14 protein-coding genes are annotated in these 13,055 nt (G+C 64.5%); 7 read left to right on the forward strand and 7 right to left on the reverse strand.

Translation table 11 applies throughout. The features are described from left to right. Positions 1-54 precede the first annotated feature (54 nt). On the reverse strand, positions 55-1,056 hold the full coding sequence (locus tag AC1DOP_RS08275) for a class 1 fructose-bisphosphatase (RefSeq protein ID WP_441934827.1): 1,002 nt from the start codon (positions 1,054-1,056) through the stop codon (positions 55-57). Positions 1,057-1,079: 23 nt separating this feature from the next. Beyond that, on the reverse strand, positions 1,080-3,734 hold the full coding sequence (gene pepN / locus AC1DOP_RS08280) for an aminopeptidase N (RefSeq protein ID WP_477250743.1): 2,655 nt from the start codon (positions 3,732-3,734) through the stop codon (positions 1,080-1,082). A 211-nt stretch (positions 3,735-3,945) separates the two neighbouring features. Here pepN and AC1DOP_RS08285 point away from each other — a divergent pair, with 211 nt between their 5' ends. Further along, positions 3,946-4,587 (forward strand): DUF4136 domain-containing protein, encoded by a 642-nt coding sequence (locus tag AC1DOP_RS08285; RefSeq protein ID WP_441934825.1) that lies wholly within the window; start codon positions 3,946-3,948, stop codon positions 4,585-4,587. A gap of 163 nt (positions 4,588-4,750) precedes the next feature. On the opposite strand, the gene AC1DOP_RS08290 is transcribed toward AC1DOP_RS08285, so the two are convergent. The 4 genes from AC1DOP_RS08290 to AC1DOP_RS08305 are packed head-to-tail and all read right to left on the reverse strand — an operon-like array spanning position 4,751 to position 7,208. Beyond that, complete coding sequence (locus AC1DOP_RS08290) at positions 4,751-4,897, reverse strand: hypothetical protein (protein ID WP_441934824.1); 147 nt, start codon at positions 4,895-4,897, stop codon at positions 4,751-4,753. 5 nt (positions 4,898-4,902) lie between these two features. Next, positions 4,903-5,877: a quinone oxidoreductase family protein gene (locus tag AC1DOP_RS08295; protein ID WP_441934847.1), complete on the reverse strand. Its 975-nt coding sequence runs from the start codon at positions 5,875-5,877 to the stop codon at positions 4,903-4,905. 21 nt (positions 5,878-5,898) lie between these two features. Further along, positions 5,899-6,276: a methylglyoxal synthase gene (locus AC1DOP_RS08300; protein ID WP_441934823.1), complete on the reverse strand. Its 378-nt coding sequence runs from the start codon at positions 6,274-6,276 to the stop codon at positions 5,899-5,901. An 8-nt stretch (positions 6,277-6,284) separates the two neighbouring features. Next, positions 6,285-7,208 (reverse strand): DMT family transporter, encoded by a 924-nt coding sequence (locus tag AC1DOP_RS08305; RefSeq protein WP_441934822.1) that lies wholly within the window; start codon positions 7,206-7,208, stop codon positions 6,285-6,287. A gap of 108 nt (positions 7,209-7,316) precedes the next feature. Here AC1DOP_RS08305 and AC1DOP_RS08310 point away from each other — a divergent pair, with 108 nt between their 5' ends. The 3 genes from AC1DOP_RS08310 to purD all read left to right on the forward strand — a co-directional run bounded on the left by AC1DOP_RS08310 (position 7,317) and on the right by purD (position 10,178). After that, on the forward strand, positions 7,317-8,087 hold the full coding sequence (locus AC1DOP_RS08310) for a DUF2182 domain-containing protein (protein WP_441934821.1): 771 nt from the start codon (positions 7,317-7,319) through the stop codon (positions 8,085-8,087). A 73-nt stretch (positions 8,088-8,160) separates the two neighbouring features. Further along, on the forward strand, positions 8,161-8,886 hold the full coding sequence (locus AC1DOP_RS08315; RefSeq protein ID WP_441934820.1) for a YebC/PmpR family DNA-binding transcriptional regulator: 726 nt from the start codon (positions 8,161-8,163) through the stop codon (positions 8,884-8,886). Between the two features lie 23 nt (positions 8,887-8,909). Continuing rightward, the gene (purD, locus tag AC1DOP_RS08320; RefSeq protein ID WP_441934819.1) at positions 8,910-10,178 is read left to right on the forward strand and encodes a phosphoribosylamine--glycine ligase; all 1,269 of its coding nucleotides are present in this window, start codon (positions 8,910-8,912) and stop codon (positions 10,176-10,178) included. 103 nt (positions 10,179-10,281) lie between these two features. On the opposite strand, the gene AC1DOP_RS08325 is transcribed toward purD, so the two are convergent. After that, positions 10,282-10,590, reverse strand: a complete 309-nt coding sequence (locus AC1DOP_RS08325; protein ID WP_477250744.1) for a GIY-YIG nuclease family protein — start codon at positions 10,588-10,590, stop codon at positions 10,282-10,284. A gap of 169 nt (positions 10,591-10,759) precedes the next feature. On the opposite strand from AC1DOP_RS08325, the gene hemF reads away from it, so the two are divergent. The 3 genes from hemF to rsfS are packed head-to-tail and all read left to right on the forward strand — an operon-like array spanning position 10,760 to position 13,052. Then, the gene (gene hemF / locus AC1DOP_RS08330) at positions 10,760-11,671 is read left to right on the forward strand and encodes an oxygen-dependent coproporphyrinogen oxidase (RefSeq protein WP_477250745.1); all 912 of its coding nucleotides are present in this window, start codon (positions 10,760-10,762) and stop codon (positions 11,669-11,671) included. Continuing rightward, on the forward strand, positions 11,668-12,327 hold the full coding sequence (locus tag AC1DOP_RS08335; RefSeq protein ID WP_441934816.1) for a nicotinate-nucleotide adenylyltransferase: 660 nt from the start codon (positions 11,668-11,670) through the stop codon (positions 12,325-12,327). The genes hemF and AC1DOP_RS08335 overlap by 4 nt, the downstream gene beginning before the upstream one ends. Further along, positions 12,327-13,052, forward strand: a complete 726-nt coding sequence (gene rsfS / locus AC1DOP_RS08340) for a ribosome silencing factor (protein WP_477250746.1) — start codon at positions 12,327-12,329, stop codon at positions 13,050-13,052. The genes AC1DOP_RS08335 and rsfS overlap by 1 nt, the downstream gene beginning before the upstream one ends. Positions 13,053-13,055: the final 3 nt, after the last annotated feature.

Raw genomic sequence — 13,055 nt, forward strand, 5'->3', positions numbered from 1 at the left:
TTCTAACAAACAACTTCGTCAACTGGCTAGCCCGGCTCGGCAATTTTGTCCAGCTTACTCCTGGTGGTAACTGGTCACGCGCTCGACCTCGCTCTTCGAGCCGAGGAAAACCGGCACGCGCTGGTGCAGCTTGGTCGGCGGAATGTCGAGGATGCGCTGGCGGCCGTCCGTAGCGGCGCCGCCGGCCTGCTCGACGATGAAGGCCATCGGATTGGCTTCGTACATCAGGCGCAGCTTGCCCGGCTGGCTGGAATCGCGCAGGTCAGCGGGGTACATGAAGATGCCGCCGCGGTTCAGGATGCGGTGCACGTCGGCCACCATGGAGGCGATCCAGCGCATGTTGAAGTCCTTGCCGCGCGGACCGGTTTTACCGGCCAGCATTTCGGAGACGTAGCGCTGCACCGGCGGATGCCAGTGGCGCTGGTTCGACATATTGATCGCGAATTCCTTGGTCTCTTCCGGAATCTGCATGTCCTTCTGGGTCAGGACCCAGGAACCCATCTCGCGGTCCAGGGTGAAGCAGTTGACGCCGTCGCCGGTGGTCAGCACCAGCATGGTCTGGGGGCCGTAGACGGCGTAGCCGGCCGCTACCTGCTTGGTGCCCGGCTGCATGAAGTCGGCTTCGGTCGGGGCGGTCATGCCTTCCGGCGCCTTCAGGACCGAGAAGATGGTGCCGATCGAGACGTTGACGTCGATGTTCGAGGACCCGTCCAGCGGATCGAACAGCAGCATGTATTCGCCCATCGGGTAGCGGTTCGGGATCGGGTGGATCGATTCCATCTCTTCCGAGGCCATGGCCGCCAGGTGGCCGCCCCATTCGTTGGCTTCGAGCAGGATCTCGTTCGATATGACGTCGAGCTTCTTCTGCACCTCGCCCTGGATGTTCTCAGTGTTGGCGCTGCCCAGGATGTCGCCGAGGGCGCCCTTGCCGACCGAGTGGCTGATGGTCTTGCAGGCGCGCGCGACCACCTCGATCAGGAGGCGCAGCGAGGCCGGGATGTTGTTGTGGAGGCGCTGCTCCTCAACCAGGTATTGGGTCAGGCTGACACGTTTCATGGACTTCCTTTGGTTTGTAATAGTTAATTGGCGAGTGCTTTGCTGACGACTTCACGCACGTCGTTCGACAGCTTGCCCTGGCCGGCCACCTGCTGCAGCGCCTTCTTCATGTGCGCCTGCAGGGCCGGCGAAAAGCGGCGCCAGCGGTCCATGGCGCGCGACAGGCGGCTGGCCACCTGCGGGTTGAGCGCATCCAGGGCGATCACCTGCTCGGCCCAGAAGGCGTAGCCGCTGCCGTCCGGGGCGTGGAACTGCACCGGGTTGTTGACGCAGAAGGCGGCGACCAGGCTGCGCGCGCGGTTCGGGTTGCGCAGCGTGAAGGCCGGGTGCTTCATCAGCTCGCGCACGGCCGCCACGTCGGTGGTCGGGGCCGATGCCTGCATCATGAACCACTTGTCGACCACCAGGGCCTCGCCCTGGAACTCGTCGTAGAAGCGCTGCAGCGCATCGCGGGCGCCGGGTGCGCGCGCATGCACGAGGGCGCTCAGGGCGGCCGCGCGGTCGGTCATGTTGGTGGCTTCGTCGAACTGGCGCTGGGCCAGGGCGATCGATTCCTCGTCCGGGGCCGCGCACAGGTAGCTCAGCGCCAGGTTCTTCAGCGCGCGTTTGCCGATCGAGGCGGCGTCCGGGCTGTACTCGCCCGGGGTCTGGTTGGCCTGGTACTGGGCCAGCAGCTCGGTGCGCAGGCGGGCGCCGATGTCGGCGCGCACGAACTGGCGCGCGGTATGGATCGCCAGCGGATCCACCACGTCGAGCTGGTCGGCGATCATGGTTTCCGAGGGCAGCAGCAGCGCCTGTTCGCGGAAGGCCGGATCGAGGCTTTCATCAAGCAGCATCTTGCGCATCGCTTCGACGAAGACGTCGTCCAGGTCGAGCGCGTCCGGACCACCGTTGGCGCCGGCCATGCCGGTCAGCTTGAGCAGGCGGCCCATGGCCAGGCGCTGGCCGGCTTCCCAGCGGTTGACCGGGTCGCTGTCGTGGCTGAACAGGTGGACCAGTTCGGCGTCGCTGTAGCCGTGCTTCAGGATCACCGGGGCCGAGAAGTCGCGCAGGATCGATGGCGTCGGCTGTTCCTGGACGTCGGTGAAGACGAAGGTCTGGTCGGCATCGACCAGCTCCAGCACGGCCGTGGTGCCGGGCTGCTGGCCGTCGATGGTCAGCGGCAGGTCGCGTCCATCCTTGCCCAGCAGGCCGACGGCCACCGGAATGTGGAAGGGCAGCTTGTCCGGCTGGCCCGGGGTCGCCGGGCAGGACTGGATCAGGCGCAGGGTATAGGTTCTCGCCTGTTCGTCGTAGCGGGTCTCGGCCTGCACGATGGGCGTGCCGGCCTGGCTGTACCAGCGTTCGAACTGGGTCAGGTCGCGGCCGTTGGCGTCGGCCATCGCCATGCGGAAGTCGTCGCAGGTGACGGCCTGGCCGTCGTGGCGGTCGAAGTACAGGTCCATGCCCTTGCGGAAGCCTTCGCGGCCCAGCAGGGTCTGGAGCATGCGGACCACTTCGGCGCCCTTCTCGTACACCGTAACGGTGTAGAAGTTGTTGATCTCGACGAAGGAGTCCGGGCGCACCGGATGGGCCATCGGGCCGGCGTCTTCCGGGAACTGGGCCTGGCGCAGGGTGCGCACCTGGTCGATGCGGGTGACCGCGCGGCCGGTGTCTGTGCCGATCATGTCGGCCGAGAATTCCTGGTCGCGGAACACGGTCAGGCCTTCCTTCAGCGACAGCTGGAACCAGTCGCGGCAGGTGACGCGGTTGCCGGTCCAGTTGTGGAAGTATTCGTGGCCGACCACGGCTTCGATGCCCTGGAAGTCGAAGTCGGTGGCGACGCGCGGATTGGCCAGCACGAACTTGGTGTTGAAGATGTTCAGGCCCTTGTTCTCCATCGCGCCCATGTTGAAGTCGCCGACGGCGACGATCATGAAGCGGTCGAGGTCGAGCTCGAGGTCCCAACGCTCCTCGTCCCAGCGGATGCTGCGCTTGAGCGACTGCATCGCGTAATCGGTCTTGTCGAGGTTGCCCTCTTCCACCCACACCTGGAGTAATGCCGTGCGGCCGTCCTGGAGCTTGAATTTTTCCTCCTGGCAGACCAGGCGCGCGGCCACCAGGGCGAACAGGTAGGACGGCTTCTTGAACGGGTCTTCCCACTTGGCGTAGTGGCGGCCGTCGGGCAGCTCGCCCTCTTCGACCAGGTTGCCGTTCGAGAGCAGGACCGGATATTTGTCCTTGTCGGCGCGCAGCATGACCATGTACTTGGCCATCACGTCCGGACGGTCCGGGAACCAGGTGATGCGGCGGAAGCCCTCGGCTTCGCACTGCGTATAGAAATTGCCGTTCGAAACGTAGAGGCCGCTGAGCGTCGTGTTACTCTCGGGAACGCAAATTGTCTCGATCTCCAGCGTGACGCTGTCCGGCGTGTTCGGGATGCGTAATACCGTGCCGTCGATCGTGTAATCGCCCTCGGCCAGGGTTTTGCCGTTCAGGCGGATTGCCACCAGTTCAATATCCTCGCCGTACAATTCGATGTCGCGCCGGCTGCTGTCCGGATTGCGGCGCATCGTCATCCGGTTGGCGACGATGGTGCGGGCGGGATCGAGGTCAAAACCGAGCTCCACGGTGTCGACCTGGTAGCTGGGGGCAGTGTAGTCCTTGCGGTAGATGGTCTGGGGCGTATCGGTGCGCATGGTTGGGGTCCGCGAACGATGGTGGAATGAATGCTTATTTTACCAATAGCGGCGGCATGCTTCGATTCCACGTTCGTCTGCGGTTTTTATATGTATCGCACTGTAGCTGCCGTAACCGCCCGTAAATGTATTTCTGAAAATTGAACAGCAGGCGTAAACTGTATTCGTGAAGAATTCCGATTGAAACAAAGATAGTCAGATGGAGCATGTCATGAAACGCATAATGATCGCGGCGGCGGCATCCTTGAGCCTGCTGCTGGGCGGCTGCGCGACCACGATCCGCAGCGACGTCACCACCTTCCACCAATGGCCGGCCCAGATCGCCGACAAGAGCTACGCCTTCGAGGCCCCGGCCCCGCAGGACAACACGCTCGAGTTGCAGAACTACGAGAACCTGGTGCGCGACCAGCTGAGCCGCCTCGGCTTCCACGAGGCGCCGCAGTCGGCGGCCCTGAAGGTGGCGGTGCGTTTCGTTACCGTCGACGTGCCGACCCAGGTGCTGTATCCGTCCTATGCGCCCTTCTATCCCTATTCGGCGCGCTTCGGCTACGGCGGTTTCCGCCGCCGCTACTGGGGCGGCGGCTGGTACAACCCATTCTACGACCCGTTCTGGGGCCCGGTGCCGCGCTACGACGTGGAAGAGGAACACCGCTATCACCGCCAGCTGCAGATCTCCATCAGCTCGGCGACCGACAGCAAGCGCCTGTTCGACGTGACCGTGCGTAACGTCAGCAAGACGATGTCGACCCCGGCGGTGATGCCGGCGCTGGTGCAGAGCGCCTTCGAAGGCTTTCCGGGGCCGAATGGCGGGGCGCGGGTGATCGAGTTGAAGCAGGAGCCGCGCAAGGGTTGAGTTTCAGCCCTTGAATGAAAACGGGACGCGCTGCTCGAGGGCAGGCGTCCCGTTTTGTTTGCCCGTCGTTCCCGCGATTACTCGTCGCTCCCGCCTGCGCGGGACGACGCATTGAAGCTGCGGGAACGACGTACTGAAGCTGTGGGCCGCCGCACACTTCACTTCAGGCCAAATACCTCTCCGAAAAAAACGTAATCGCCACAATCAGCAAAACCGCCAGCGCCAGCACCGCCAGCAGGCGGCCAAAGCGCGGGCTGTCGTCCTGCTGGGGCTCGATCGGGGGTTCGTTGTCGTCGCTGAACTCTCTCATGGCTGTCATGGCAGAAGGATGGTCTTGCCGGTGGTGCGCCGCGATTCCAGCGCGATGTGGGCCTGGGCTGCGTCCGCCAGCGGGAAGCGCTGGTGGATCTCGATCTTGATCTTGCCGCTGGCGACCATCTGGAACAGGTCGGCCGCCATCGCTTCCAGGTCTTCGCGCTTCGCCGCATAGGTCTGCAAGGTCGGGCGCGTGATGTAGAGCGAGCCGCGCGAGACCAGTTCGGAGAGCGCGAAGGGCGGCACCGCGCCGGACGAGTTGCCGAAGCTGACCATCAGGCCCAGCGGCTGCAGGCAGTCGAGCGAGCGCAGGAAGGTGTCCTTGCCGACCGAATCGTAAACCACCGGCACCTTCGCCCCGTTCGTGATCTCCAGCACGCGCTGTACCACATCCTCGGTGTTGTAGTTGATGACGTGGGCCGCGCCATGCTGCCGGGCCAGTTCCGCTTTCTCGTTTGACCCCACCGTGCCGATCAGGTTCACGCCGAGAGCGCGCGCCCACTGGCAGGCGATCAGGCCGACGCCGCCGGCCGCCGCGTGGAACAGGATGGTGTCGCCGGCCTTCAGCGGATAGGTACGGCGGAACAGGTACTGCACCGTCAGGCCCTGCAGCATCATCGCGGCGCCGGTCTCGAAGTCGATCTCGTCCGGCAGCTTGACCAGGGTGTCGGCCGGCATCACGCGCAGCTCGCTGTAGGCGCCGTTCGGACGCGCCGCATAGGCCACGCGGTCGCCCGGCCGCACATGGGTCACGCCCTCGCCCACCGCCTCGACCACGCCGGCGCCCTCCTGCCCCAGGCCGCCTGGCAGCGGGGCCGGATACAGGCCGTTGCGGAAATAGACGTCGATGAAGTTCAGGCCGATCGCATGGTTGCGCACGCGCGCTTCACCGGGGCCGGGCTCGCCGACCTCGACCTCGGCCAGTTCCATCACCTCGGGACCGCCGGTACGCGCGTAGCGGATCGCTTTTGCCATTGCCATTCTCGTTCTCCTTTGTCAGGACAGTTCCATCAGCCGGGACAGGACCAGGCGCGCGCTCGAGACATTCGTCGCGCATGGGATGTTATGGACGTCGCAGGCGCGCACCAGGGCGTTGATGTCGGGTTCGTGCGGCTGCGGGGTCATGGGGTCGCGCAGGAAGATCACACAGTCGATCTCGCCGTTGACGAGGTGGGCGCCGATCTGCAGGTCGCCGCCCAGCGGGCCCGAATGCATGCGCGTGACATCGAGGCCGAGCTCGTTGTTCAGGCGGCCGCCGGTGGTGCCGGTGGCGGTGAGCGTGCAGCGGCCCAGGAACTCCCGGTACTCGGCGGCGAGCGCGATCATGTCGTCTTTTTTCTTGTCGTGGGCAATCAGGGCAATGCGTGGTTTCATTTTTTCCCTCAGGTTCTTTTCAGCGACAGCATATAGATTCCCGCCAGCACCAGCCCGGTCCCGGCCAGTTGTACGGTCGTGATCGGCTCACCCAGCAGCGCCCAGCCCAGGAACAGCGTGGACACCGGGCCGATCATGCCGGCCTGCGAGGCGGTCGCGGCGCCGATGCGCTGTACCGCGATCATCGTCATGAAGACCGGGAAGATGGTACAGAATATTCCATTCACGAGCGAGAGGCCGTAGACCTGCAGCGGCTGGATCAGCAGCGAGGCCGGGCGCAGGATGAAGAACTGGGCGATGCAGGCCACGCTCGAGACGCACATCGCGTAAGCCACCAGGCGCAGCGAACCGATGCGCCTGACCATCTCGCCGGTGCCCAGCAAGTAGATCGCATACGCCACCGCCGAGCCCAGCACCAGCAGGGAACCGGTGACGATGCTGCCGGCGCCGCCCTGCAGGTCGTGCACGAACACCAGCACGATACCGCAATAGGACAGGCCCAGCGCCAGCCATTGCGCGCCGCCGATGCGGCGCTTCAGGAACACGGCGGTAATCAGGAGCACGAAGGTCGGCGTCAGGAACAGGATCAGGCGCTCCAGCCCGACCGAGATGTATTGCAGGCCCAGGAAATCGAGGTAGCTGGACAGGTAGTAGCCGATCAGGCCCAGGCCCACCAGGCGCCAGCGGTCGACGACGGACAAAGGCGGCTGGGTACGCATCTTCCAGATCGCCACACCCGCAAATACCGGAAGCGAGAACAGCATTCTGAAGGCGATCAAGGTTACTGCATCGATGTGGTAGCGATACAGCAGTTTGGCGACGACAGCTTTGGTGGAGAACAGGACGGCGCCGGCAATGGCGATGGCGAGGCCGCCGATCAAGGCCGGACGTGGGACCGGCGCAACGGAAATGTCGATTGCAGATTTGCTCATCGAAAGATTGTAGTGCGAATCCGGATTTCCGGCTGAGGGCGGCTGCGAACGCCGCAAGGTGGTAGTGGTCCAACCGCCGCTGACCCACTTCAACGAGGAGATGTTCATATGAGCACTGCTGGCGGCGTCAAGCGCAGCGGCTCCGAACGCACCGTCGTATTGGCCCTGCTGGGCCTGCTCGCGGCCCTGTGCTGGGCCTACCTGCTGTACCGTGTCGGCCGCATGGCGCCGCTCGGCCTCGGCGCCGCCGGCAAGACCGCCGCCGCCCCTTGGCACGCCGGCGACCTCGGGCTGCTGTATGCGCTCTGGGTGGTCGTGATCGCGGCGATGATGCTGCCGGCGGCGGCGCCCTCGGTGCTGCTGTACGCACGCGTCAAGCGCCTGCGGCGCGAACGCTGGGTCTATGCCGGCACCCTGGTGTTCATGCTCGGCTACCTGTTCGTCTGGTGTTGCTGCGCGCTGGCGGCGGCGCTGGCGGCCTGGCTGCTGCACGATACCGGCGCGCTCGACGAGAGCATGGCGATCGCCGACCCCACCGTCGGTGCGCTGGCGCTGGCGGCGGCCGGGGTCTACCAGTGGACGCCCGCCAAGCACATCAGCCTGGACAACTGCCGCACACCGCTGGCCTTCGTCCTGACCCATTGGCGGCGCGGCACCTGGGGCGCGTTCCGGATGGGCATCGCCGATGCCCGCTATTGCACCGGCTGCTGCTGGCTGCTGATGGCGCTGGTGCTGCCCTTCGGCGTCCTCAACCTGCCCCTGATCTGCGGCCTGATCGCCCTGATCCTGGCCGAAAAACTGCTCCCCGGCGGACACCTGCTGGCCTGCGCCACCGGACTCGGACTGGTGGCCTGGGGCACCGCGCTGTTGTTTCCCTGACAGTTTTTGAGCAAGGGCGCTATGATAAAATGTCGAGGATTAAATCCATACCGTCTAAGGGAATCTCGACATCATGGCTGGACACAGCAAATGGGCCAATATCAAGCATAAGAAGGCCGCCACCGACGCCAAGCGCGGCAAGATCTGGACTCGTCTCATCAAGGAAATCACGGTTGCAGCCCGTATGGGCGGCGGCGACATCGCCTCGAACCCGCGCCTGCGCCTGGCAGTCGACAAGGCCGCCGACGCCAACATGCCGAAGGACAACGTCACCCGAGCGATCCAGCGCGGCTCGGGCGGCCTCGAAGGCGTCAACTACGAAGAAATCCGCTACGAAGGCTACGGCATCGGCGGCGCCGCGATCATCGTCGACTGCATGACCGACAACCGCGTCCGCACCGTGGCCGAAGTGCGCCACGCCTTCAGCAAATACGGCGGCAACATGGGTACCGAAGGTTCGGTGTCCTTCATGTTCAAGCACGTCGGCCAGTTCCTGTTCGCGCCGGGCGTGGAAGAGGACAAGCTGATGGAAGCCGCGCTGGAAGCCGGCGCCGACGACGTCATCGCCGACGACGAAGGCGGCTTCGAAGTGCTGTGCGACCCGAACGCCTTCGCCGGCGTCAAGGACGCGCTGGAAAAGGCCGGATTCAAGGCCGATTCCGCCGAAGTCATCATGAAGCCGGACACCGAAACGGTGTTCACCGGCGAAGACGCGCAGAAGATGCAGAAACTGCTCGACGTCCTGGAAAACCTGGACGACGTGCAGGAAGTGTATACGAACGCCGTCATCGAAGAGTAAGCAAGGACCCACGAAAGGCCCCCATGAAAATCCTGGTAGTCGGCTCTGGTGGCCGTGAACACGCCCTGGCCTGGAAACTGGCCCAATCCGACCGCGTCCAGACGGTCTACGTGGCGCCCGGCAACGGCGGCACGGCGCACGATGCGCGCCTGGTCAACATCGACATCACGGATCCGGCCGCGCTGGCCGACTTCGTGGTCGCCGAGCACGTCGCACTGACCCTGGTGGGTCCGGAAGCGCCGCTGGCGGCCGGCATCGTCAACCTGTTCCGCTCGCGCGGGCTGAAGGTCTTCGGCCCGACCCGCGAGGCGGCCCAGCTGGAAAGCTCGAAGGACTTCGCCAAGGCCTTCATGGAGCGCCACGGCATTCCGACCGCGAAGTACCAGACCTTCTCGGACCCTGTCCAGGCCCATGCCTGGATCGACGCCAACGGCGCCCCGATCGTCATCAAGGCCGACGGCCTGGCGGCCGGCAAGGGCGTGGTGGTCGCGATGTCGCTGGAAGAAGCGCACCAGGCGGTCGACCACATGCTGTCGGATAACCGCTTCGGCGATGCCGGCGCCCGCATCGTGATCGAGGAATTCTTGGCCGGCGAGGAAGCCAGCTTCATCGTCATGTGCGACGGCAAGAACGTGCTGGCACTGGCCACCTCCCAGGACCACAAGCGCCTGAAGGATGGCGACCAGGGTCCGAACACGGGCGGCATGGGCGCCTACTCGCCGGCGCCGATCGTGACGCCGTCGATGCATGCGCGCGTGATGCGCGAAATCATCAATCCGACCATCCAGGGCATGGCCAGGGACGGCATCCCCTACTCCGGCTTCCTGTACGCCGGCCTGATGATCGACGCCGCCGGCAACCCGAAGACGCTGGAATTCAACTGCCGCATGGGCGACCCGGAAACCCAGCCCATCATGGCGCGCCTGAAGAGCGACTTCGTGACGGTGCTGGAACACGCCTGCAACGGCACGCTGGACGCCGTGGAACTGGAATGGGACCGCCGCACCGCGGTGGGCGTCGTGATGGCCGCCGCCGGCTATCCGGACGACCCGGTCAAGGGCGACGTCATCGACGGCATCCCGGCCGAAACGCCGGAATGCATCACCTTCCACGCCGGCACCCGCCTCGTCGACGGCACCCTGCAAACCTCGGGCGGCCGCGTGCTGTGCGTGGTGGGCCTGGGCGACAGCGTCAAGATGGCCCAGAAGCAGGCCTATGAAACCGTGGAGAAGATCCACTTCAATGGGGCGCAGTATCGGCGCGACATCGGCTGGCGCGGCGTCAAGCAGTAAGTTTTCCGCGCACTAAGAAGACGGGACGTTTGCCAAGGCAGCGTCCCGTTTTTTTGGCACCACCGTCGTCCCCGCGAAGGCGGGGATCCAAGGACCAGCCAAACTAAGCCGTAATGTCAGCGTAGAGATCACGCCAATCAGGATTCATTTTCTGGACCAGATTCACCTTCCAATCTCTGTTCCAACGCTTGATCAGTTTTTGTCGACGCGCTGCTTCCATGATGTAGGTATGCACCTCATACCAGACGAGATGTGTCAGTCGATATTGCTTCGTGAATCCATCGAAAACGCCTTCACGATGCTGCCAGACGCGCTTCAGCAGATCGGTTGTGCTGCCGACATATAAAGTTCCATAAGGGCGATTCGTCAGGATGTAGACATAGCTGTGCTTTTCCATCATTGCCGAACCCATGATTAAAACACCGATGTTCCGTTTACATGGCTTGCGCAGCCATGCGTCCCCTCAATAAGAACTTGGGTCCCCGCCTTCGCGGGGACGACGGTGGCGCGGGAATGACGATTCAACAGCCAGTGGTGTACAATCCCCGATCCATTTTTTTTCCAGCCACCACCTCACCCACATGTCCACCCCGAACCCTGCCGCCGTCAAGGCCTGGCTGCTCGATCTGCAGGCGCGCATCGTGCAGGCGCTGGAGGAAGTCGATGGCAAGCCGTTTTTGCGCGACACCTGGGAACGTGCCGAGGGTGGCGGTGGTGTTTCGCGGCTGATCGAAGAAGGTAATGTGTTCGAGCGCGGCGGCTGCAATTTCTCTCACGTGCAAGGCAAGAGCCTGCCGCCGTCGGCGATGGCCGCGCGGCCGGAACTGGCGGGGCGCGCCTGGGAAGCGATGGGGGTGTCGCTGGTGCTGCATCCGCGTAATCCCTATGCGCCGACCGTGCACATGAACGTGCGCTTCTTCGAGGCGACGCTTGATGGCAAGGAGCCGGTCTGGTGGTTCGGCGGCGGTATGGACCTGACGCCCTATTACGCCGAGGAAGGCGATGTGCGCCACTTCCACCAGATCTGCCACGATGCGCTGGCGCCTTTCGGCGAGGACCTGCATCCGCGCTTCAAGCGCTGGTGCGACGATTATTTCTACCTGAAGCACCGCAAGGAAGCGCGTGGCGTCGGCGGCATCTTCTTCGACGACTTCAACGAGATCGGTTTCGACCAATCCTTCGCGCTGGTGCAAAGCGTGGGCAAGGGTTTCCTCGATGCCTATCTGCCGATCGTCAAGGCGCGCAAGGACCAGCCGTATGGCGAGCGCGAACGCGACTTCCAGGCTTACCGCCGCGGACGTTACGTCGAGTTCAACCTGGTCTGGGACCGCGGCACCCTGTTCGGCCTGCAGTCGGGCGGGCGCACCGAGGCGATCCTGATGTCGATGCCGCCGATCGTGAAGTGGCGCTACGACTGGCACCCGGAACCGGGCAGCCCCGAGGCGAAGCTGTACAGCGACTTCCTCGTCCACCGGGATTGGCTGGCCCCGTGATCCGCTGCATTGCCCTGCTGGGAGGCAGTTTCGACCCGGTACATGACGGCCACGTCGCGCTGGCCGAACTGTTCGCGCACCTGCTTCATCCGGACGAACTGCGCATCATGCCGGCCGGACGGCCGTGGCAGAAGAAGGCCGGCCTGGAAGCCGGCGATGCCGACCGCGTCGCGATGCTGGAACTGGCGTTCGCACATGCGGCCTGTCCGGCCATCGTCGACCTCCGGGAAATCGAGCGCGACACCCCGACCTACACGGTCGAGACCCTGCGCGAACTGCGCGCCGAACTCGGACCCGATGCCTCGATCGTGTTCCTGATGGGCGCCGACCAGTTGCAGAAGCTGGACAGCTGGATCGACTGGAAGGACTTGTTCGCGCTGGCGAATTTCGGCGTCGCCGCGCGGCCGGGCTACCGGCTCGACGCCGCCTTTCTTCCGCCCGCGGTGGCGCAAGAACTGACGCCGCGCCTTGCCACGCCTGAAGAAGTTCGTGCGAGCAAGGCCGGAAAAGTCTGCCTGGCACATACGCTGGCGGTCGATATTTCGGCCACCGAAGTACGTGCGGCTTTAAAGGACAATGCGCCATCAAAGGTAAGCGCGCTCCTTGCGCCGCAAGTGCTAGACTATATTCAACAACATAACTTATACAAGAGCTAATGGATATCAAGAAACTGCAAGCGATCGTCGTCGACGCCCTCGAAGACGTCAAGGGCCAGGAGATCGCCCTGTTCGACACGACGAACCTGACCAGCCTGTTCGACCGCATCGCGGTCGTGTCGGGCACCTCGAATCGCCAGACCAAGGCACTGGCTGCCTCTGTCCGCGACAAGGTCAAGGAAGCAGGCGGCGACGTGGTCGGCATGGAAGGCGAAGACACCGGTGAATGGGTGCTCGTCGACCTGGGCGACATGATCGTGCACATCATGCAGCCGGCCATCCGCCAGTACTACCGCCTGGAAGAAATCTGGGGCGAGAAGCCGGTCAAGCTGGGCGCGGCCAAGCGCAAGTCCACCTCCGAAGGCCAGGAAGCCGCCGCCGCCCCGAAGACCAAGGGCAAGCACCTGGCGGCCAACCAGGAGCAGCCGGAAGCCAAGCCGGTCAACGAACGCAAGCCGGCCGCCAAGCGCGCCACCGCTGCATCGAAGACCGCCGGCGAAGCGGCTTCTGCCAAGAAGCCGGCGGCCAAAACGCCGGCCGCCAAGATCCCGACCGGCGCCCGCGTGAAGGTTGCCGTGCCGAAGGCCGTCGCCGCATCCGCTGCCGCCGCGAAAGCCGCCAAGGCCGCCGCACCGAAGCGCGCGACCAAGGCTGCCGCTCCGGCCGCCGAAGGGGCAGCACCGGCCAAGAAGGTCATCCGCCGCATCAAGAAGGCCGACGAATAATCC

The organism is Massilia sp. 01N410, assembly GCF_056399665.1.

What these genes read in the sequence shown, in the direction of transcription:
- AC1DOP_RS08275 (WP_441934827.1), bottom strand. Translation starts at nt 1,056, where the DNA reads ATGAAACGTGTCAGCCTGACCCAATACCTGGTTGAGGAGCAGCGCCTC.
- pepN (WP_477250743.1), bottom strand. Translation starts at nt 3,734, where the DNA reads ATGCGCACCGATACGCCCCAGACCATCTACCGCAAGGACTACACTGCC.
- AC1DOP_RS08285 (WP_441934825.1), top strand. Translation starts at nt 3,946, where the DNA reads ATGAAACGCATAATGATCGCGGCGGCGGCATCCTTGAGCCTGCTGCTG.
- AC1DOP_RS08290 (WP_441934824.1), bottom strand. Translation starts at nt 4,897, where the DNA reads ATGAGAGAGTTCAGCGACGACAACGAACCCCCGATCGAGCCCCAGCAG.
- AC1DOP_RS08295 (WP_441934847.1), bottom strand. Translation starts at nt 5,877, where the DNA reads ATGGCAAAAGCGATCCGCTACGCGCGTACCGGCGGTCCCGAGGTGATG.
- AC1DOP_RS08300 (WP_441934823.1), bottom strand. Translation starts at nt 6,276, where the DNA reads ATGAAACCACGCATTGCCCTGATTGCCCACGACAAGAAAAAAGACGAC.
- AC1DOP_RS08305 (WP_441934822.1), bottom strand. Translation starts at nt 7,208, where the DNA reads ATGAGCAAATCTGCAATCGACATTTCCGTTGCGCCGGTCCCACGTCCG.
- AC1DOP_RS08310 (WP_441934821.1), top strand. Translation starts at nt 7,317, where the DNA reads ATGAGCACTGCTGGCGGCGTCAAGCGCAGCGGCTCCGAACGCACCGTC.
- AC1DOP_RS08315 (WP_441934820.1), top strand. Translation starts at nt 8,161, where the DNA reads ATGGCTGGACACAGCAAATGGGCCAATATCAAGCATAAGAAGGCCGCC.
- purD (WP_441934819.1), top strand. Translation starts at nt 8,910, where the DNA reads ATGAAAATCCTGGTAGTCGGCTCTGGTGGCCGTGAACACGCCCTGGCC.
- AC1DOP_RS08325 (WP_477250744.1), bottom strand. Translation starts at nt 10,590, where the DNA reads ATGGGTTCGGCAATGATGGAAAAGCACAGCTATGTCTACATCCTGACG.
- hemF (WP_477250745.1), top strand. Translation starts at nt 10,760, where the DNA reads ATGTCCACCCCGAACCCTGCCGCCGTCAAGGCCTGGCTGCTCGATCTG.
- rsfS (WP_477250746.1), top strand. Translation starts at nt 12,327, where the DNA reads ATGGATATCAAGAAACTGCAAGCGATCGTCGTCGACGCCCTCGAAGAC.